The following is an 18438-nucleotide window of genomic DNA, read 5'->3' as shown; positions in this document are numbered from 1 at the left end:
GCGCGAGTCCTCCTCACACACCGTCCGTTTCATTGCCGCGCCAGCTTTTCGGCGCCTTAATGGCATGAAGGGACGGGGAGACAATCATGGAAACCCACATCAAGACGGTTGAATTCGAGCGCCCGGATATGCTCGCCCAAGCCCAACTTGGGCAATCCGGTGCCAGTTGCGTTGCCCACGCCTGGGCCAAGGTGCCGCCCGTGCTATCCCGAGAAGAGCGCGACGAATTGAAGGCTCGCATCAAACGCCTGCTCAAGGAACGCGATGCGGTGCTGGTCGCGCACTACTACGTCGACGCCGATCTGCAGGACCTGGCCGAGGAGACCGGTGGTTGCGTGTCCGACTCGCTGGAGATGGCGCGCTTTGGCCGGGATCATTCCGCCAAGACGCTGGTGGTGGCCGGTGTGCGCTTCATGGGCGAGACCGCCAAGATCCTCAGCCCCGAAAAGACCGTGCTGATGCCGGATCTGGACGCGACCTGCTCCCTGGACCTGGGCTGTCCGTCGGATGAGTTTGCCGCTTTCTGCGACGCGCATCCGGACCGTACCGTGGTCGTCTACGCCAATACCAGCGCTGCGGTGAAGGCGCGCGCGGACTGGATGGTGACGTCGTCCATCGGGCTGAAGATCGTGCAACACCTGCACGCGCAGGGTAAGAAGATCCTCTGGGCGCCTGACCGCCACCTCGGCAGCTACATCCAAAAGCAGACCGGTGCCGACATGCTGCTGTGGCAGGGCTCATGCCTTGTGCACGACGAGTTCAAGGGCGTGGAGCTCGACCTGCTGCGCGCTGAACATCCGAACGCGAAGATCCTCGTGCACCCCGAATCGCCGGAATCGGTGGTCGCGCAGGCCGACGTGGTGGGCTCCACCTCGCAACTGATCGCGGCCGCGCAGTCCCTGTCGGCCAACGAATTCATCGTCGCGACCGACAACGGCATCCTGCACAAGATGCGCATGGCCGCGCCGGGCAAGCTCTTCATCGAGGCGCCGACCGCCGGCAACAGCGCGACCTGCAAGAGCTGCGCGCACTGCCCGTGGATGGCGATGAACGCGCTCACGAATCTGGCTGAAGTGCTGGAAAACGGCCGCAACGAAATTCATGTCGATCCGGCCATCGGCAAACAGGCCGTGGTCTGCATCGACCGCATGCTCGACTTTGCTGCGCGTGAGAAGGCTGCAGTTCGGCCCCAAGGCGAGCTGGCTGCCAATGCACAACTTTTCCAGGGAGTTGGCCCGGCATGACGGCGACTCAGATGAACGTGAACGCCGCGCAGGCGGTTTTCGACAGTTTCGGCCCGGCGTTGCATGAAGCGCTGGCCGCGAATGTGGCGGCCGCCATTGCCGAAGACGTCGGCACGGGCGATCGCACCGGCTTGCTGGTTCCTGCCGAACGACATGCGCGCGCCCGTGTGATCGTGCGCGAAGACGCGGTGCTGTGCGGCACGCCCTGGTTCGACGCCTGCATGCGCGCCGTCGATCCGACGCTGCGCGTGACGTGGCGCCAGCACGAAGGCGATCGCATGGCGCCTGATTCGGTGGTGTGCGAGATCGAAGGCCCCGCGCGTTCGCTGCTGACTGCAGAGCGCCCCTCGCTGAACTTCCTGCAATTGCTCTCCGGTGTGGCGACGGCCACGTCGCGCTACGCGGGGGTCATCGCCGGCACGCGCGCCCGCGTGCTCGATACGCGCAAGACGCTGCCCGGCCTGCGTCTTGCACAGAAGTACGCCGTGCGCATCGGTGGCGGTGAGAACCAGCGCCTGGCCCTGTACGACGGTATCCTGATCAAGGAAAACCACATCGCCGCTGCAGGTGGGGTGACGGCGGCCCTGCGTGCAGCGCAGGCGTTGAATGCCGGTGTGCCGATCCAGGTGGAAGTCGAAACGCTGGCACAGCTTGATGAAGCGCTGGCGGCGGGTGCCACGTCCGTGCTGCTCGACAACTTCGACACGCCGGCAATGCGAGAGGCTGTGCGCGTGACGGCAGGGCGAGCGCTACTGGAGGTGTCCGGCGGCGTGAACATCGACACGATCCGCGCGTTTGCCGAAACGGGCGTCGATCGCATCTCCGTCGGTGCGCTCACGAAGGACGTGCGCGCGACCGACTACTCCCTGCGGATTGTTGACTGAATAACGCTTAGCGCTTGCGCGCGATCTGCCGATGGGTCGGCTGCATGACCGTCGGCAGTGCCTTGGGCAGCGTCTCCGGGTAGTCGCGCGAGAAATGCAGGCCGCGGCTCTCATGCCGTGACAGCGCGCTGTCGACGATCAGCGAGGCCACTTCGACGAGGTTGCGCAGCTCCAGCAGGTCGTGGCCGACGCGGAAGTTGGCGTAGTACTCCGCAATCTCTTCGCGCAGCAGGGCAATGCGGTGCTGCGCGCGTTCCAGCCGTTTGTTCGTGCGCACGATGCCGACGTAGTTCCACATCATGCGGCGCAGTTCGTCCCAGTTGTGCGAGACGACGACTTCCTCATCGGCATCGGTCACGCGGCTTTCGTCCCATGCGGGAATCTGTACCGACGTCGGCTTCGATTGGGGCTGCGCGAGGATGTCTTCCGCCGCGCCACGACCGATCACCATGCATTCGAGCAGCGAGTTGCTTGCCAGCCGGTTGGCGCCGTGCAGGCCGGTGTAGGCCGTCTCGCCCACGGCATACAGCCCCGCGATATCGGTGCGGCCCAGGTGATCCGTCACCACGCCGCCACACGTGTAGTGCGCCGCCGGCACGACCGGAATCGGCTCGCGCGTGATGTCGATGCCGAGTTCCAGGCAGCGCGCCAGGATGGTCGGGAAGTGTTCCTGGAGGAATTCAGGGCTCTGGTGGCTGATGTCCAGGTACACACAGTCCAGGCCGCGCTTCTTCATCTCGAAGTCGATGGCGCGGGCGACGATGTCGCGCGGGGCCAGTTCGGCGCGCTCGTCGTGCGCGGGCATGAAGCGCGTGCCGTCGGGCAAGATCAGCTTGCCGCCCTCGCCGCGCACGGCTTCGGTAATCAGGAACGATTTGGCGAACGGGTGGTACAGGCAGGTCGGATGGAACTGGATGAACTCCATGTTCGCCACGCGGCAGCCTGCGCGCCATGCCATCGCGATGCCGTCACCGCTGGCGGTGTCCGGATTCGTCGTATAGAGATAGACCTTGCCCGCACCACCCGTGGCCATCACGGTCTGGCTGGCGGTGAGCGTCTTCACGTGGCCGCTCTCGCAATCGAGCACATACAGGCCGTGACAGCGCATGCCCGGTAGTCCCAGTTTTGCGTCGGTAATCAGGTCGATCGCGAAGTGGTCTTCCAGCAGCGTGATGTTCGGGTGATTGCGGACTTTCTCCACCAGCGTCGTTACCACGGCATGGCCGGTAGCATCTGCCGCGTGGATGATGCGGCGGTGGCGGTGGCCGCCCTCGCGCGTGAGATGGAAGCCAAGTTCGGCTTGTTCATCGCGGGTGAAAGGCACGCCGTGGTTGATCAGCCATTCGATGGCGGAGCGCCCATTTTCGACGATGTAGCGTGTGGCCGCCTCATCGCACAGGCCAGCGCCGGCGATGAGCGTGTCGTCAACGTGCTCGTCATGGCTGTCGCCCGAGTCGAGCACGGCTGCGATGCCACCCTGTGCCCAGTCGCTGGCGCCTTCCGGCAGGCTGCGCTTGCTGATGACGACCACACGGCGGTGATCGGCGAGGTGCAGGGCGACGGTCAGGCCCGCCAGGCCACTGCCAACAACGGCAACATCGAAATTCATGGAAGACGCAAGACGCTGGGCAGACGCGGCTGCGTGCTGGCAAAGTCAGTGCAGTCGCGTGTCAATCGGAAAGGGGAGCAGTGTACACCGCGGCTTGCGTCAAACGACAGGCAACAAAAAACCCGCCTTGGAGCGGGTTTTTGCTGTCGGTCGTGCCGACGGAAACAAGCCACAGCAATCGCGAGGATTACTTGATCTTGGTTTCCTTGTAAGCGACGTGCTTGCGGGCGACGGGATCGAACTTCATGATCTCCATCTTTTCCGGCTTGGTGCGCTTGTTCTTGGTGGTCGTGTAGAAATGACCCGTACCTGCGGTCGATTCCAGCTTGATCTTGTCGCGTCCGCCTTTGCTGGCCATGATTTAACTCCTAATTAGACTTCGCCGCGTGCGCGCAGGTCCACGAGCACTTCGTCGATGCCTTTTTTATCGATCAGGCGCAGACCGGCGTTCGACACGCGCAGGCTCACCCAGCGGTTTTCGGATTCGACCCAGAAGCGGCGATTCTGCAGGTTCGGCAGAAAACGGCGCTTGGTCTTGTTGTTTGCGTGGGAAACGTTATTGCCGACCATCGGCGCTTTCCCGGTCACTTGACAGACGCGTGCCATGGAGCACTCCTAACTTAATTCGTTGGCTACAGTTTGCGACCGGGCGCTGGGACCAAAACCAAGCGCAGCGCCACTGTAGAGGTGGGACTTCAGCGAAACGCGGATTATACACACAAAACTGCTGGCAAATCAACGAGATCAGCGGATTGCCGTTGAGCAACGCGTGATGCGGCGTCCGCGCTACATCTTGCCGTGTTCCAGGAAGCCGTAGACCGTGGTGCGGCCGACGATCATGTGATCCAGAACAATCACGTCGAGCAGCGCCAGTGCGCGGCAGAGTTCCCGGGTTAGGGTGATGTCCGATTCGCTGGGCTCGGCGTGGCCGGTGGGGTGGTTGTGGGCTAGGACGACGGCCGCTGCGTTGTGATGCAGGGCGCGCTTGGCAATCTCGCGTGGGTAGACGCGGGCCTCGGTGAGTGTGCCGCGAAACAGTTCTTCCCACGCAATCAGCCGGTGCCGCACATCTAGAAATAAACAGGCGAACACCTCATGTGGCCGGTGGCCGAGCGTCAGGCGCAGGAAATCCTTCACGCTCTGTGGGGATTCGAAGGTCTTTCCGTGGCTGATGTCTTCCTTGAGCGCCCGCCGTGCCACTTCTAATAGCGCATGGAGTTGTGCGTATTTGGCGGGCCCCATGCCATTGATTGACGAGAACTCCTGTTGCGACGCGTGACACAGCCGCCCGAGCGAGCCAAAGTGGGTGAGCAGTTCGCGTGCGAGGTCGACGGCACTTTTCCCGGGCACACCCACGCGCAGGAAGATGGCAAGCAGTTCTGCGTCGGAAAGGGCGGCGGGGCCGTGGGCGAGCAGTTTTTCACGTGGCCGCTCGTGGGCGGGCCAGTCGACGATTGCCATAAGGTAGCGCGAGGAGAAAAAGCCCCTATTGATATAGGTGTGCGGCGGGCGCCGCGCCTGCGGGCGCAGGGAGGGCTGACGTACAATAACGGGTTACTTTTTGGTCAAGCGGGTTAAGCGTGCAAAATTTGGTGAACGAGGCGTCCAACGGGGCAGCAAGCGGCGCGGGCAAGGTGGTTGGCCCGGATTCTTTCCTGACGCTGCACTACCGCATCGCGCTGGAAAACGACACGGACATCGTCACGACGTTTGACGACAAGCCGGCCACGCTGCTGCTGGGCCAGGGCCAGATGGCGCCGACGCTGGAGCAGGCGCTGTTCGGCATGCGCGAGGGCGAGCGCACGACCTTCCGCCTGGCGCCCGAACATGCATTCGGGCCGCGCAACCCGGAGCTGCTGCAGCGCGTGTCTCTGGCCACGCTGCGCGAGAACTCCTCGTTTGAAGAGGACTACCAGCCGGGCGATCTCGTTGAGTTCAATGCGCCATCCGGCGGCAAGTACGCCGGCGTGCTCAAGGAAGTCGGCGAGACTTCCGCGCTGTTCGATTTCAACCACCCGCTGGCTGGCCAGACCATCGTGTTTGAAGTCCAGCTCATCGGCATTCTGTAATGAGCAACGCCGTGAACGCCCCGATCGATCCTGTCACCCAAGCCGACGCCGAGGTTCTGCTCGCGCAGCCGCGTGGCTTTTGCGCCGGCGTGGATCGCGCCATTGAGATCGTCGAGCGCGCGCTCGAGTTGTTTGGCGCGCCGATCTACGTGCGCCACGAGATCGTGCACAACGCCTATGTGGTGGGCGACCTGCGCAACAAGGGCGCGGTGTTCGTGCAGGAACTCGACGATGTGCCGGTGGGCGGCACCGTCATCTTCAGCGCGCACGGCGTGTCGCGTGCGGTGCGCGAGGCGGCGGAGGCGCGCGGCCTGCGCGTGTTCGACGCAACGTGCCCGCTGGTGACCAAGGTGCACGTTGAAGTCTCGAAAATGCGGGCGCAGGGCTTCGAGATCATCATGATCGGCCACAAGGGGCATCCTGAAGTGGAAGGCACGATGGGTCAGGCGAACGACGGCATGCTGCTGGTCGAATCCGTCGATGACGTTGCGCATCTCGTGGTGAAGGATCCGACGCGCCTGGCATACGTCACGCAGACCACGCTGTCGGTCGACGAGACGCAGGAGATCGTGGCGGCCATCAAGGCGCGCTTTCCGGCCGTGCATGAGCCCAAGAAGCAAGACATCTGCTACGCCACCCAGAACCGCCAGGACGCCGTGAAATTCATGGCGCCCCAAGTGGAAGTGGTGATCGTGGTCGGCAGCCCGAACAGTTCAAACTCCAACCGCCTGCGTGAGCTGGCCGAAAAGCTGGGCGTGCCCGCCTATATGGTGGATACGCCCGAGCAGGTGAAACCCGAATGGGTGGCCGGCAAGCGCCGCGTGGGCCTGACGGCGGGTGCTTCAGCGCCGGAAGAATTGGCGCAATCGATCGTCGATCGGCTCAAGGCGCTAGGCGCGCGCACCGTCCGTCCGCTGGATGGTATTCAGGAAAACATGTCCTTCCCCCTTCCGAGGGGACTTCAAATCAATTGAACGCGTTTATGTAAATGCCCACTTAAAAGCGCACAAAAACAGTGCGCCCTAGTGCGGTGCGTAAAGCGCTTTCAACATGCAGCGGCCACTCTAACCAGAGTGGCCGTTTCATTTTGTGCGTCGCAAAAACAACTTCGAAACCGCCGAAGCCTTGATTTACCGTGCGTATCGACCGGGAACCCGCATGGATAGGGGGTTTCCCTTACTCTGGCACGGTTCTTGATAGACCCGTCTGCCTATCGCGCATGCCTGCGCGAAATGACGCCTGTTTGGGCATTGGGGAAAGCCCGTAAAGCGGCGTAATTACGGTAAAAATCGTTGTTGCGACGCGTATTGCATCCGCAAAAAAAGGGGATACAATGCGCGCGTTTCAAATTGAAACAAATCGGCGCGGGGGGAGCGGCCGGGAGGCAGGACGCTCTCCTTGCTCTTGCGAGATCTAGGAGATCACTCATGCAAATTAAGTTTGCCAAAGTTCTGCCGCTTGCGGCTGCCGTGGCACTCGTAGCAGCTTGCGGTAAGAACGAGGAAAAGCCCGCAGACCAAGCTGCTGCACCTGCAGCAACGTCGGCTCCGGCTGCTGCCGGCGGCGAGACCGTCGTCAAGATCGGTCATGCTGCACCGCTGACGGGCGGTATTGCTCACCTTGGCAAAGACAACGAAAACGGCGCACGTCTGGCCGTTGAAGAAGCCAACAAGGAAGGCCTGACCATCGACGGCAAGAAGATCAAGCTGGAACTGGTCGGTGAAGACGATGCGGGCGACCCGAAGACCGGCACTGCCGTGGCGCAGAAGCTGGTTGACGAGCACGTTGTTGCTGTCGTTGGCCACCTGAATTCGGGCGTTTCGATTCCGGCTTCCAAGATCTACAGCGATGCAGGCATCGTGCAGATCTCGCCGTCGTCGACCAACCCCGACTACACCAAGCAGGGCTTCAAGACGACCTACCGCGTGGTTGCCACCGACGCGCAGCAAGGTCCGGCACTGGCGAACTACGCCGCCAAGACCCTGGGCGCCAAGACCGTGGCCATCGTTGACGATGCCACCGCCTACGGTAAGGGCCTGGCCGACGAGTTCGAGAAGACCGCGAAGGCCGACGGCGTGAACGTCGTGGCACGTGAAGCCACCAACGACAAGGCGACCGACTTCAAGGCCATTCTGACCAAGATCAAGGGCAAGAAGCCGGACGTGATCATGTACGGCGGCATGGATGCCACCGGCGGTCCGTTCGCCAAGCAGGCCAAGGAACTGGGCATCACGGCCAAGATCGTTGGCGGCGACGGCGTGTGTACCGACAAGGTTGCTGAACTGGCTGGCGACGCCATCGACAACATCGTCTGCTCGGAAGCGGGCCTGGCGCTGTCGAAGATGGAGAAGGGCGCAGACTTCGAGAAGAAGTATCAAGCGCGCTTCAACACGCCGGTGCAGATCTACGCACCGTTCACGTATGACGCCGTCAACGTGGTCATCGACGCGATGAAGCGTGCCAACTCGACCGATCCGGCCAAGATCCTGGCTGCCATGCCGGCAACCAACTATCACGGCGTGATCGGCAACATCGCGTTCGACGACAAGGGTGACCTGAAGGAAGGTTCGATCACCCTGTACAACTACAAGGACAAGAAGAAGACCGTCCTTGACGTTGTGAAGATGTAATCGAAGGGTTACCGCCCTTGAAAACGGCACCGCGCCTACCCTTGCGGTGCCGTTTTTTATAGCCTCGCCAGTGAAACAAGGCCCTCACCATGGGCGCGTCGGCAGGCCGCTTACCAGCAACCTCACCCTACCCATCCGATTGATCGCATACCTTGCGGGCACGACATCCCGTCGCCTACAACAAAGCAAGGCATAGCAGGAGCTGTTCTCATGGATATCTTTATCCAGCAGATCGTGAACGGTCTGGTGCTCGGCAGCATTTACGCGCTGATCGCACTTGGCTACACCATGGTCTACGGTATTCTCGGCATCATCAACTTCGCCCACGGCGATGTCCTGATGGTCGGTGCAATGTCTGCCCTGACCGCCATCAACTTCCTCCAGAAGTTCTTCCCCAACTTGCCTGACTGGATCACGCTGATCCTGGCACTGCTGTTTGCAATGCCGGTCTGTGCCATCGTGGCCTACACCATCGAACGGGTTGCCTACCGGCCGCTGCGCAATGCGCCGCGCCTGGCGCCGCTGATCACCGCCATCGGCGTGTCGATCGTGCTGCAGACCCTGGCGATGATGATCTGGTCGCGCAACCCGCTGACGTTCCCGCAGCTGCTGCCTTCGAGCCCGATCGATATCGGCTCTACGGGCGCGACCATCACTGGCAAGGAAATCGTCATCATCGTCGTGTCGATCCTGGTCATGGTCGGGCTGATCCTGCTGGTCAACCGCACCAAGCTCGGCCGCGCCATGCGTGCGACCGCCGAGAACCAGCGTGTGGCAGGCCTGATGGGCGTCAACCCCAACTTCGTGATCTCCGCCACGTTCATGATCGGTGCTGCCATGGCAGCGGTCGCGGGCGTGATGATGGCGACCAACTACGGTAATGCGCACTTCTACATGGGCTTCATCCCCGGCCTGAAGGCGTTTACCGCGGCGGTGCTGGGCGGCATCGGCAACCTGGCGGGCGCCATGGTTGGCGGCATGCTGCTGGGCCTGATCGAAGCATTGGGCGCCGGCTATATCGGTGACCTGACTGGCGGTGTGTTCGGTTCGAACTACCAAGATGTCTTCGCGTTCATCGTGCTGATTGGCGTGCTGCTGTTCCGCCCGTCCGGCATCATGGGCGAACGCGTTGCGGACCGTGCATAAGAAGGGGAGCGCCATGACTGAAACTGCAACCGAATTCAAGGCTCCGAAGAAGACGCGCGCCGCGCTCTACGGCTTCCTGATCCTGGCCCTGTTCGCACCGTTCATCGTCGGTGCCGCAGGTGGTAACTACTGGGTGCGCGTGCTGGACTTCGCGCTGCTCTACATCATGCTGGCCCTGGGCCTGAACATCGTGGTGGGCTTTGCCGGCCTGCTCGATCTGGGCTACATCGCGTTCTACGCGGTGGGGGCGTACATGATGGGCCTGCTGGGCTCGCCACACCTGTCGAACCAGTTCGAGTGGATTCACCAACTGTTCCCCAACGGGCTGCATCTCATCGTCTGGTGGGTGATTCCGCTGGGCGCGGGGCTGGCCGCGCTGTTCGGCATCCTGCTGGGTGCACCGACGCTGAAGCTGCGTGGCGACTACCTCGCGATCGTGACGCTGGGCTTTGGTGAAATCATCCGGATCTTCATGAACAACCTCGACCGCCCGGTGAACATCACCAACGGTCCGAAGGGCATCAACCTGATCGAGCCGGTCAAGATCTTCGGGTTCGACTTCTCGAAGCGCCACGACTTCTTCGGCATCCGCTTCGACTCGGTCTACATGTACTACTACCTGTTCGTGCTGCTGGCCGCGATCATCATCATCGTGTGCCTGCGACTGCAGAACTCGCGTATTGGTCGTGCATGGGTTGCCATCCGTGAAGACGAAATCGCCGCCAAGGCGATGGGTATCAACACCCGCAACATCAAGCTGCTGGCATTTGCGATGGGCGCGTCGTTCGGCGGCGTGTCGGGTGCGATGTTCGCGTCGTTCCAGGGCTTCGTGTCGCCGGAATCGTTCGTGCTGTGGGAGTCGATCTACATCCTGGCGATCGTGGTGCTGGGCGGCATGGGCCACATCCCGGGCGTGATCCTGGGCGGCGTCCTGCTGGTGGGCTTCCAGGAACTGCTGCGTGCCTTGGCCGAGCCGATCCAGAACAAGCTGTTTGGCCATGTGATCGTGGAAGCGGAAGTGCTCCGTCAGTTGCTGTTCGGCCTGGCGATGGTGGTGGTGATGCTGTATCGCCCTGCGGGCCTGTGGCCCTCGCCGCGCAAGGAAGACCGTCCGCAGAAGGCGCGGGTCGGTGGTTTGTCCCGCATCTGATTGGAGGCACGCACATGAGCAACAACAACGTCCTCCTCTCGATCCGAGGCGTACAAAAGCGATTCGGCGGCCTGCAAGCGCTGTCCGATGTGAACCTGGAAATCCGCGAAGGCGAGATCTACGGCCTGATCGGCCCGAACGGCGCCGGCAAGACCACGTTCTTCAACGTCATCACGGGCCTGTACACGCCGGACGCCGGCGAGTTCGTGCTGGGCGGCCAACCGTACCAGCCGACCGCCGTGCACGAAGTGGCCAAGGCCGGTATCGCCCGCACATTCCAGAACATCCGCCTGTTCGGCGACATGACCGCGGCGGAAAACGTCATGGTCGGCCGCCACGTCCGTACCAAGGCTGGCCTGATCGGCGCGGTGTTCCGCACCAAGTCCGCCCGCGAGGAAGAGCAGTCCATCGAAGATTGGGCGCACGACCTGCTGGACTACGTCGGCATCGGCAAGTACGCCAACTACACGGCACGCAACCTGTCGTACGGCCACCAGCGTCGTCTGGAGATCGCGCGCGCCCTGGCCACGCAGCCCAAGCTGCTGGCCCTGGACGAGCCGGCTGCCGGCATGAACGCCACCGAAAAGGTCGAACTCCGTGGCCTGCTCGACAAGATCCGCTCGGACGGCAAGACCATCCTGCTGATCGAACACGACGTGAAGCTGGTGATGGGCCTGTGCAACCGCCTGACCGTGCTGGACTACGGCAAGGTGATCGCGCAGGGCCTGCCGCACGAAGTGCAGAGCAACCCGGCCGTGATCGAGGCCTACCTGGGCGCCTCCGCGCATTGATTGGCTGAGCGTCTGAAACAAGGCAAAAGGATTACGGATGAAACCAGTAATGTTGAAGATCGACGGCCTGAAGGTTGCCTACGGCGGCATCCAGGCAGTCAAGGGTGTGGATCTGGAGATCCGCGAGGGTGAGCTGGTCACGCTGATCGGCGCCAACGGCGCCGGCAAGACGACCACGATGAAGGCCATCACCGGCCTGCAGGGCTGGGCCGCGGGCGACGTGCAGTATCTGGGCAAGTCGATCAAGGGCGTGCCGAGCTACAACCTGCTCAAGCAGGGTCTGGCGATGGTGCCGGAAGGCCGCGGCGTGTTCGCGCGCATGACCATCGTCGAGAACCTGCAGATGGGTGCCTTCACACGCAACGACGAGGCCCAGATCAAGGCGGACATCGACCGCATGTTCGGCATCTTCCCGCGCCTGAAGGAGCGTGCAAACCAGCTGGCCGGCACGATGTCGGGTGGCGAGCAGCAGATGCTGGCCATGGCGCGTGCGCTGATGAGCCAACCGAAGCTGCTGCTGCTGGACGAACCGTCGATGGGCCTCTCGCCGATCATGGTGGAGAAGATCTTCGAGGTCGTGCGCGACATCTCGGCGCAAGGCGTGACCGTGCTGCTCGTTGAGCAGAACGCGCGACTGGCGCTGCAGGCAGCGCACCGCGGCTACGTGATGGACTCCGGTCTCATCACCATGAGCGGCGATGCCAAGCAGATGCTGGACGACCCGAAGGTGCGTGCTGCCTACTTGGGTGAATGAGTGGGCGAGTAAGCACCATCATGCGTCATGAGAAAGCCCCGCAGTTGCGGGGCTTTTTCTTTGGCGCGCTAGGTCGATGCGGCTTGATAGACGTTCGGCCGATGCAGCTGCATGAAGCCGCTGTCGCCCGGCACATCGGTAAAGCCGTGCTTGCGGTAAAGCCAGCCGGCCTCCGTCGTGACCAGCACCGTGCGGCGCAGGCCTTGAAGCTCGGGGTGCTCGCGCATGAACTGCATCAGCACGTGCGACACACCTTTGCCGCGCCACGCCGGCAGCACGAACACATCACACAGATAGGCGAACGTCGCGTAGTCCGAGATGACGCGCGCGAAGCCCACCAGATCACCATGCGTGCCATCGTCGTTGCGCTGGTAGGCGGCAAAAGCCAGCGAGTTGGCGATCGATCGGTTGAACACCGCGCGGGGCAGTCCGCACGCCCAATGCGTTTGCTGCGAGAGAAAACCGTAGATCTGGTCCAGCGGGAGCCACGCGGGATCGTCAGACAAAACGATCCCCGTGGCCGGAACAACAAGCGTTGCGGCCATGGCAAACCTCAGGGTGGGAAACAGCGGAGGAGCAGTGAAGGGCAGCGCATTGCGCGCCGCCCTGGGTGATGCGTCTAGCTTTAAGCGTGCGTCTTGAGCAGCGTGCGCAGCATGCCGATCATCGTGTCGATCTCTTCGGTCGTCACGTTCAGCGCGGGCATGAAGCGCAGGATGTTCGGGCGCGGCGCGTTGAGCAGCAGGCCCGTCGGGTTCATCTCGCGTGCGGCTTCGACCAGTTGGCCGCCGATGTCCTTGCCAAGCAGCAGGGCGCGCAGCAGGCCTTCACCGCGTTCGCCCGCCAGGCCGAATTCTTCCGACAGTTGCAGCAGCTGCTTGCGCAGGTAGGCGCCGCGCTCTTGCACGCCATCCAGGAAGCCCGGGGCCAGCAGTTGCTCGATCACCGACAGGCCGACCGCCGTCATCAGCGGGTTGCCGTTGTACGTGCCGCCCTGGTCGCCGGCTTCGAAGCTGGCGACTTCATCCGTGCACAGCAGGGCAGACAGCGGCACGCCGCCGCCGATACCCTTGCCCAGCGTCATGATGTCCGGCTCGATGTTCGAGAGCTGGTAGGCGAAGAGGGTGCCGCAACGCCCGCAACCGGCTTGCACTTCATCGACGATCAGCAGGATCTTGTGCTTCTTGGTCAGCGCGCGCAGCTGTTGCATGAACTCCGGCGTGGCCGGCAGCACGCCGCCTTCACCCTGCACCGGCTCCAGCATCACGCCGACGGTGTCGTCGGTGATGAGCGCTTCCACCGAAGCAATGTCGTTCAGGATTGCCTTCGGGAAGCCCGGCACCTGCGGGGCGAAGATCGTGTCCCAGCCGGCCTTGCCCGACGCGCTCATGGTGGCGAGCGTACGGCCGTGGAAGCTGTGGTCGAACGTGATGATCTGGAAGGCGCCGTTCTTATGCTTCTTGCCCCACTTGCGGGCGAGCTTGATGGCGCCTTCGTTGGCCTCGGCGCCGCTGTTGGCGAAGAACACCTTGTCGAAGCAGCTGTGCGCGGTCAGCAGGTTGGCCAGCTTGGCCATCGGCTCGTTGTAGAAGGCCGGGCTCGGGTTGATGAGCTTCTTGGCCTGCGCGTTGAGCGCCTCGATCATGCCGTCGTTCGAATGGCCGAGGCAGTTGACGGCCCAGCCTTGCACGAAGTCGAGGTATCGCTTGCCGTTGTGATCCGTCAGCCACGAGCCCTTGCCTTCGGTGAAGACGATCTCGGGCCGGTTGGTGATGTACATCAGGGACTGGACGGGGTAGTCAGCAAACGCCATGGCAAACACTCCAGAAAAAGGCGGCAGGAAGATGAAAAAGCGGAAAAGCGCGAGTTGGAAAAAGACAAAGGCCACGGGTTGAGCCCGTGGCCTTGTGATCGTCGAATCCTGTGAACCCGATATGCAATCAGCAGACAGCCGCGTGGCTTCCCGGAGGGAGCAACGTACGGCGGCGTCGGAGGTGCAGGGCGTGGTTCATAAGGCGCAAGAATAAGACGGATGCCAAGTCAAGTCAAAACGAAATTTCGGCTTGGTTTGGATTTGTGCAACGGTCAGCCTGCCCTTAGCCAGCCGGGTGCAGGTCAGCCTCCGAGGTGAACGAATCAGCGAAGAACGCATCCGGGTGCATCTTGCACTGGGCGGCGAAGTCCGTGCGCGCCGAGTTGATCACCACCGGCGCGCCGCAGGCGTAGACCTCGTGGTTCGACAGATCGGGGTGATCGGCCATCACCGCCTGGTGGACGAAGCCGGTGCGGCCGGTCCAGGCGTCTTCGGGCAGGGCGTTAGAGACGACCGGCACGTAGGTGAAGCCCGGGATCGTGCGCGCCCATTCTTCAGCCTTGGCGTGCATGTACAGGTCTTGCGGGCGACGGCCGCCCCAGTACAGCGTCATCGGGCGCGTGCTCTTGATGAACTGGGCATGCTCAACGATGGCCTTGATGGGCGCGAAACCCGTGCCCGAGGCCAGCAGGATGATCGGCTTGTCGGATTCTTCACGCAGGAAGAAGCTGCCCAGCGGCCCTTCGAAGCGCAGGATGTCGCGCTCCTTCATGGCCGGTGCGCCTTCCTTGGCGCCGAACACGTAATCGGTGAACGCGCCGCCCGGCATGTGGCGGATGTGCAGCTCGATCGGGCCTTCTTCGTGCGGCGGATTGGCGATCGAGTAGCTGCGGCGCTTGCCGTCGCGCAGGATGAATTCCACGTACTGCCCGGCCAGGAATTGCATGCGCTCGGTGGCCGGCAGTTGCAGCTTGACGATGGTGACGTCCGGCGCGGCCTTTTCCAGCGAGGCCACGCGGCACGGAATCTTCTTGATGGGCACATCGCCGGCGCCTTGCACTTCGCGCACTTCAATGGTGACGTCCGTCGCGGGCGTGGCGCAGCAGAACAGCGCGCGGCCTTCGGTGGCTTCCTGCGCCGTCAGCGCGTTGGGCGAGTGGTTGCCCTGCACGATGGAGCCCTCGCGCACATGGCCCTTGCACGAGCCGCATGCCCCGTTCTTGCAGCCGTACGGCAGGCCGATGCCCTGGCGCAGCGCTGCTGCAAGGATGGTCTCGCCGTCTTCGGCCTGGAACTGGCGGCCGCTGGGCAGCACGTTGATCTGGTAAGCCATACTACAATTCCGAATATGTTGAAAAGAGTGTCTGGTCGCCCCAATGTGGCAAATCCGGCGGCACGTTCGATGGTGAGCCAGACAGGTGCTCTGCCATCCAAACCTATGCCACGCCTGGGCCTTCCGCGCGTGCTGATCGTCGGCTGCGGCGATGTCGGCCAACGCTGCCTGACGACGCTGCGCACGCGTTTTCGCGTCTTTGCCGTCACCTCGCGCGAGGCGGGCCGTGCATCGTTGCGTGAAGCCGGTGCCGTGCCGATTGTCGCCAATCTGGACGATGCCGCGTCGCTGCGCCGCCTGCGGGGTTTAAGCCCGCGCGTGCTGCACCTGGCACCGCCGCCGACTGCCGGCAACGACGACCCGCGTACCGCTGCATTGCTGCACACGCTGGCGCGTCCTGCCCCGATACCGCGAGCCACAAAACGTCGCATTTTACCCGACCGGGCGCGCAGGCTTGGTGGTGTGATAGGGCGCTTGAAAACCCGCCTCCAAGCGCGTGCGTTCGTGTATGCGAGCACCAGCGGCGTATACGGCGACGCGGGGGGTGCCTGGGTTGCCGAATCCCGCCCGGTGAAGCCAACGACGGCGCGCGCGCGGCGCCGCGTGGCTGCGGAACGCCGCGTGCGCTGGTTCGGTGCGGGCGGCGGCTGGCGCACGTCGATCCTGCGCATTCCCGGCATTTACGCGGCTGATCGCCTGCCCGTCGCCCGACTGCAGCGCGGCACCCCCGCCTTGCGCTCGGAAGACGACGTCTACACCAACCACATCCACGCCGATGACCTGGCGCGCGCGCTGATTGCCGCGCTGTTCCGGGGGCGGTCGCAGCGCATCGTGCATGCCAGTGATGCATCGGAGCTGCGCATGGGCGACTACTTTGATGCCGTGGCCGATGCGCGGGGCCTGCAGCGACCGCCGCGCATCTCGCGGGCCGAAGCTGTTACGCAGATCGAGCCGACGCTGCTGTCGTTCATGAGCGAATCGCGCCGGTTACGCAATGCACGCCTGACGCGCGAGCTGCGTGTGGCGCTGCGCTACCCGACAGTCGCGGATTTTCTGGGCAGCGAGGCCTGACATGAGGGCGCCTGCACCGTCACCTTCGGCATCGTCGGCCCATGGCGCGCGCGCCGTGCGGCTGGCGCTGTGGCTGTCAGGAGCGGTGGTCGGGGTGGCGCTGTGCTGGTTTGCCGCTTGCCTGGCGGCCGACGGGATGGGCGCGCGCGACATGCAGCAGATGGTGGAGGCACGGCGCCAGCTCGCTGCGCAGGTGGCAGAAGGGATGTCGAACCAGATCACGGCCGACGTGGCGCTGCTGCGCGCGCTTCCGCAGACGCTCGCGCAGATCGACGCCATCCCGCGCGCGGTCAAGCGCGTCGACACGCGGCGCTGGAACCTGATGGACGAGGCCTCTCGCGCCGAAGAGGCGATGTCGCACCGGGAAGTGGTCGACACCAACGCCTTCCTGAGCGCCACCGCCGGCAATCTCGGGCTGGACTACGTGTGGGTCGTCAACCCGCAAAACTATGTCGTGCTGGCCAACAATGGCGGCCATGGCGATTCGTTTCTCGGCGTGCAGTCGAGCATGCAGCCATACATGAAGGAGGCGATGCTGGGCGGCCTCGGCGAGCAGTTCACGGTGGGGCGGGTGACCGGCATACCGGGGCTGTTCTTTGCCGCTCCCGTGTATGACGCCGACGGCTACCTCGTTGCAGCGATGGGCACCAAGGTGAGCCTCGCGCGCTTGCAGCACTGGGTATCGCATCCGACCTCGCTGGTGACGGATCCGAATGGGCTGATCATCCTGTCGACCGATGCATCGCTGATCGGCAAGATCCTGCCGGATGCGCGGCTGCAGCAGATGGGCGCCAGCGATCGCTACAACGCCTATCAGCGCGTCGACTTCGAGACGTGGCCGTATCAAGCCAATGCGACAGCCCACCGCGACGTCCCTGCCTGGGTGCCCGCTCAAGTGCGCGACACGCTGGCCTGGCGCCAAGGCAGTGCGATGCCATCGCTGACGGTGTCGCGCAATGCCAGCGCGGACCTCACGGTCGTGGTGGCCGAGCCGCTGCCTGCATGGGGTCAGCAGATCGCCAACCATGCGCGCAACCGCACGATCGGCTTCGTGCTGTTCGTGAGCGTGCTGGTGACGTTCGTGCTGGTGGCGTGGTCCCTGGTGCGCGAACGGCAGCACCACCGTGTGACGCGCCATCTGAACCAGCGTCTGCAGCGCACCAACAGCGCTCTTGCCAATGAGGCGCACTTTGACCATCTGACCGGTGTGCTCACGCGGCGGCGCTTTTTGGCGCTGTTCGATTCGGTGCTCACGCGCGCCCACAATCGCGCCGAGCCGCTGGTATTGGTGCTGGCCGATCTGGATCACTTCAAACGCATCAACGACACATGGGGCCACGCGGTGGGCGATATGGCACTGCAGCGCTTTGCCTCGCTCGCCACGGGGGTGCTGCGCAGCGGTGATCTGGTGGGGCGTCTGGGCGGCGAGGAGTTCGCCATCGTCATGGGCCGCACGACGCTGGACGCCGCCACCGAAGTGGCTGAACGCCTGCGCGCCGCGGTGGCCGAAACGGACGAGAGCTTTCCGACCGGCCTGTCGATGACCGTCAGCATGGGCATGACGCTCTGCCGGCCGGGCGATACCGCATCGGAGATGCTCAAGCGTGCCGATCTGGCGCTGTATCGCGCCAAGGAAAGCGGGCGCAATCGGCATATCGCAGGTTAAGACGGCGCAACACGACAGGGCAGACGGCTTCCTATACTCGGCCAATGCGCCGGCTGCCCTGCAGAAGGCGCTGCAGAGCGACGGCAAGGTCGCGCCGTATGGCGTCTATTTCGATACCGACAAGGCGACGCTCAAGGCGGAATCCAAGCCGCAGCTCGACCAGATGGCGCAATTGCTGAAGGGGGCGCCGGCGCTCAAGGTCTTCATCGTCGGGCACACCGACAACCGGGGCCGTTCGCGCGCAACCAGGACCTGTTGCAGCAGCGTGCGGAGGCGGT

Annotated in this window: 18 protein-coding genes and 1 pseudogene; 12 read left to right on the top strand and 7 right to left on the bottom strand. The window is 63.5% G+C overall.

Annotated elements, in window-relative coordinates:
- Positions 1 to 86 precede the first annotated feature (86 nt).
- Positions 87 to 1244 carry a quinolinate synthase NadA gene (gene nadA / locus NG900_RS16870; protein WP_252682515.1) on the top strand — a complete coding sequence of 386 codons (1158 nt, stop codon included), beginning with the start codon at positions 87 to 89 and terminating at the stop codon, positions 1242 to 1244.
- Positions 1241 to 2128: a carboxylating nicotinate-nucleotide diphosphorylase gene (nadC, locus tag NG900_RS16865; protein ID WP_252682514.1), complete on the top strand. Its 888-nt coding sequence runs from the start codon at positions 1241 to 1243 to the stop codon at positions 2126 to 2128. The genes nadA and nadC overlap by 4 nt, the downstream gene beginning before the upstream one ends.
- 7 nt (positions 2129 to 2135) lie before the next feature.
- On the opposite strand, the gene nadB is transcribed toward nadC, so the two are convergent.
- The 4 genes from nadB to radC form a co-directional block, all read right to left on the bottom strand.
- Entirely contained in the window at positions 2136 to 3737 is a 1602-nt protein-coding gene (gene nadB, locus NG900_RS16860; protein WP_252682513.1) for an L-aspartate oxidase, read from the bottom strand.
- 187 nt (positions 3738 to 3924) lie between these two features.
- Positions 3925 to 4095, bottom strand: a complete 171-nt coding sequence (gene rpmG, locus NG900_RS16855) for a 50S ribosomal protein L33 (RefSeq protein WP_003262397.1) — start codon at positions 4093 to 4095, stop codon at positions 3925 to 3927.
- 14 nt (positions 4096 to 4109) lie between these two features.
- Entirely contained in the window at positions 4110 to 4343 is a 234-nt protein-coding gene (gene rpmB / locus NG900_RS16850; protein WP_004631999.1) for a 50S ribosomal protein L28, read from the bottom strand.
- A 180-nt stretch (positions 4344 to 4523) separates the two neighbouring features.
- Positions 4524 to 5198, bottom strand: a complete 675-nt coding sequence (gene radC / locus NG900_RS16845; protein ID WP_252682512.1) for a RadC family protein — start codon at positions 5196 to 5198, stop codon at positions 4524 to 4526.
- Positions 5199 to 5317: 119 nt separating this feature from the next.
- Here radC and NG900_RS16840 point away from each other — a divergent pair, with 119 nt between their 5' ends.
- The 7 genes from NG900_RS16840 (at position 5318) to NG900_RS16810 (ending at position 12277) form a co-directional block, all read left to right on the top strand.
- The gene (locus NG900_RS16840) at positions 5318 to 5806 is read left to right on the top strand and encodes an FKBP-type peptidyl-prolyl cis-trans isomerase (RefSeq protein WP_252682511.1); all 489 of its coding nucleotides are present in this window, start codon (positions 5318 to 5320) and stop codon (positions 5804 to 5806) included.
- On the top strand, positions 5806 to 6780 hold the full coding sequence (ispH, locus tag NG900_RS16835; protein ID WP_252682510.1) for a 4-hydroxy-3-methylbut-2-enyl diphosphate reductase: 975 nt from the start codon (positions 5806 to 5808) through the stop codon (positions 6778 to 6780). The genes NG900_RS16840 and ispH overlap by 1 nt, the downstream gene beginning before the upstream one ends.
- A 453-nt stretch (positions 6781 to 7233) precedes the next feature.
- A complete protein-coding gene (locus tag NG900_RS16830) occupies positions 7234 to 8436 on the top strand; it encodes a branched-chain amino acid ABC transporter substrate-binding protein (RefSeq protein WP_252682509.1) in 1203 nt (400 codons plus the stop codon).
- 210 nt (positions 8437 to 8646) lie between these two features.
- The gene (locus tag NG900_RS16825; protein WP_252682508.1) at positions 8647 to 9582 is read left to right on the top strand and encodes a branched-chain amino acid ABC transporter permease; all 936 of its coding nucleotides are present in this window, start codon (positions 8647 to 8649) and stop codon (positions 9580 to 9582) included.
- 13 nt (positions 9583 to 9595) lie between these two features.
- A complete protein-coding gene (locus tag NG900_RS16820) occupies positions 9596 to 10732 on the top strand; it encodes an ABC transporter permease subunit (protein WP_252682507.1) in 1137 nt (378 codons plus the stop codon).
- Between the two features lie 14 nt (positions 10733 to 10746).
- Positions 10747 to 11523: an ABC transporter ATP-binding protein gene (locus NG900_RS16815; RefSeq protein WP_252682506.1), complete on the top strand. Its 777-nt coding sequence runs from the start codon at positions 10747 to 10749 to the stop codon at positions 11521 to 11523.
- Positions 11524 to 11560: 37 nt separating this feature from the next.
- Positions 11561 to 12277: an ABC transporter ATP-binding protein gene (locus NG900_RS16810; protein WP_252682505.1), complete on the top strand. Its 717-nt coding sequence runs from the start codon at positions 11561 to 11563 to the stop codon at positions 12275 to 12277.
- 68 nt (positions 12278 to 12345) lie between these two features.
- On the opposite strand, the gene NG900_RS16805 is transcribed toward NG900_RS16810, so the two are convergent.
- The 3 genes from NG900_RS16805 to NG900_RS16795 all read right to left on the bottom strand — a co-directional run bounded on the left by NG900_RS16805 (position 12346) and on the right by NG900_RS16795 (position 15423).
- Positions 12346 to 12822 carry a GNAT family N-acetyltransferase gene (locus NG900_RS16805; RefSeq protein WP_252682504.1) on the bottom strand — a complete coding sequence of 159 codons (477 nt, stop codon included), beginning with the start codon at positions 12820 to 12822 and terminating at the stop codon, positions 12346 to 12348.
- 80 nt (positions 12823 to 12902) lie between these two features.
- Positions 12903 to 14090 (bottom strand): acetylornithine transaminase, encoded by a 1188-nt coding sequence (locus NG900_RS16800; protein ID WP_252682503.1) that lies wholly within the window; start codon positions 14088 to 14090, stop codon positions 12903 to 12905.
- A gap of 283 nt (positions 14091 to 14373) precedes the next feature.
- Positions 14374 to 15423, bottom strand: a complete 1050-nt coding sequence (locus tag NG900_RS16795) for a CDP-6-deoxy-delta-3,4-glucoseen reductase (protein ID WP_252682502.1) — start codon at positions 15421 to 15423, stop codon at positions 14374 to 14376.
- A 105-nt stretch (positions 15424 to 15528) separates the two neighbouring features.
- Between NG900_RS16795 and NG900_RS16790 the strand changes: the two genes are divergently transcribed.
- From NG900_RS16790 to NG900_RS26760, 3 genes and pseudogenes are all read left to right on the top strand, one after another.
- A complete protein-coding gene (locus NG900_RS16790) occupies positions 15529 to 16494 on the top strand; it encodes an NAD-dependent epimerase/dehydratase family protein (protein ID WP_420804163.1) in 966 nt (321 codons plus the stop codon).
- A 1-nt stretch (position 16495) separates the two neighbouring features.
- A complete protein-coding gene (locus NG900_RS16785) occupies positions 16496 to 18160 on the top strand; it encodes a sensor domain-containing diguanylate cyclase (protein WP_252682500.1) in 1665 nt (554 codons plus the stop codon).
- A gap of 163 nt (positions 18161 to 18323) precedes the next feature.
- Positions 18324 to 18413, top strand: a pseudogene (locus NG900_RS26760) (hypothetical protein); the annotation flags it as partial.
- Between the last annotated feature and the right edge of the window lie 25 nt (positions 18414 to 18438).

Source organism: Ralstonia soli (assembly GCF_023955655.1).
GTDB classification, from domain to species: domain Bacteria; phylum Pseudomonadota; class Gammaproteobacteria; order Burkholderiales; family Burkholderiaceae; genus Ralstonia; species Ralstonia soli.
The sequence above is the reverse complement of the archived record's forward strand: the minus strand, read 5'-3'. Positions and strand labels throughout refer to the sequence as shown.